General features: G+C 63.4%; 1 pseudogene. It reads right to left on the bottom strand.

Features of this window, described 5'->3' with window-relative positions:
• Positions 1–1,138, bottom strand: a pseudogene (locus tag EN859_RS35075) (ISNCY family transposase); the annotation flags it as partial.
• Positions 1,139–1,272: the final 134 nt, after the last annotated feature.

The raw sequence follows: 1,272 nt of genomic DNA, 5'->3' as shown, positions 1-1,272 counted from the left end.
CATGTCTTCGACCTTGAGGCCGCTCTTCTTGTGGAAGGCCATGTCGCGCACGCCCCAGGCCTTGGCCCGGCGCAGATTTTCGCGGCTGGCATAGCCGCCGTCGGCCGCCGCCTGCCGCGGCGCCTGGTCCCAGATGCCGATGTGGCGCTCGAGCATCGGCAAGAACCGCTCGCTATCGGCCGGGTTGCCGGCTTCGATGACGAGGTCAAGGATCAGCCCGCTTCGGCCGGTGGTCAAATTGAGCTTATGGCCATAATCGACGTCGCGGCTGCCCTTGACGATGATGTCGGCATGCGGCTCGAACAAGCTGACCAGCTTGTCGCCGGCCTGCACCGCCTCGCCGCCCAGGACCCGCCGCTCTGTCTGGGCGATGATCTGTTCAATCAGCGGCCGGTAGTGGCGGACCATGGCCTGCCACAGTTCGCCGGCCGGGCCCGCCGCCAAGGGCAACTGCGCCGCCGCCTGCTCGACATAGCCCAGGGTTTTGCGGGTGATCTTGAGCAGCTCGCGGTAGTGCTTGACCCGTTTGGGGCGGCCGCGGGCATACTGGATCGTCCGGGCTCGCTTCTTCGCCGCGCGGCAATGATCATGCCATGGGATGGCGCTGCCCAGTGCATCCGCCTGCTGCAATAAGCGCACCATCACCCGCACGGCATCCCACAATAGACTGCTGTCGCTCGGCTCGTGGATGAGCGCCGCGGTGACGGTGCTGTCGAGCCGCATGACGCTGCCGGTTTCGACCCCGTCCTGGCGGGCGCTCGCCAGCAGCACGCGATTGATGTCTTCCCAAGTTTCGGCCCGTATGGCGCTAACCGTCTTGTGCAGCACCGACTTCTTCGGGCTCCACCCCCACGGCAGCCGGGCAAACGCACGAAACGACGCGGAGTCTTCCAGATGGAGCTCCTGATAACTCAACTGGCGGTATTGCTTAAGCAGCGCGCAGCGCAGCACCGCTTCCGCCGGCAGACCCTCGCGACCGGTTCCCTTGACCCCATGCCGGCGCAGGTCCCGCGTCACCAGGTTCAACAGATCGCGATGCTCGTCCAGCCACTGCGACATCACGCTGAGCTCACGGCCGATCTCGTGTTCGGCGAAAAGATCAAATATACTTAGCCTGGACGGTGCGTTCTTGGCGCATTGTCGGCTCCGGCGGTTGCGGGTTTGTCTTTAGAATCAGTCGCTTGAAACTAAAGCGTACCTGAAACCGCCGGGCTTTGCCCGTGGAAATATCGCGATTTCTCTAATAAATTCAGATGCTTGCCCTTTATGGAC

Source organism: Mesorhizobium sp. M00.F.Ca.ET.216.01.1.1 (genome assembly GCF_004010325.2).
Lineage (GTDB): Bacteria > Pseudomonadota > Alphaproteobacteria > Rhizobiales > Rhizobiaceae > Mesorhizobium.
This window is presented reverse-complemented; position numbering and strand designations above follow the sequence as displayed.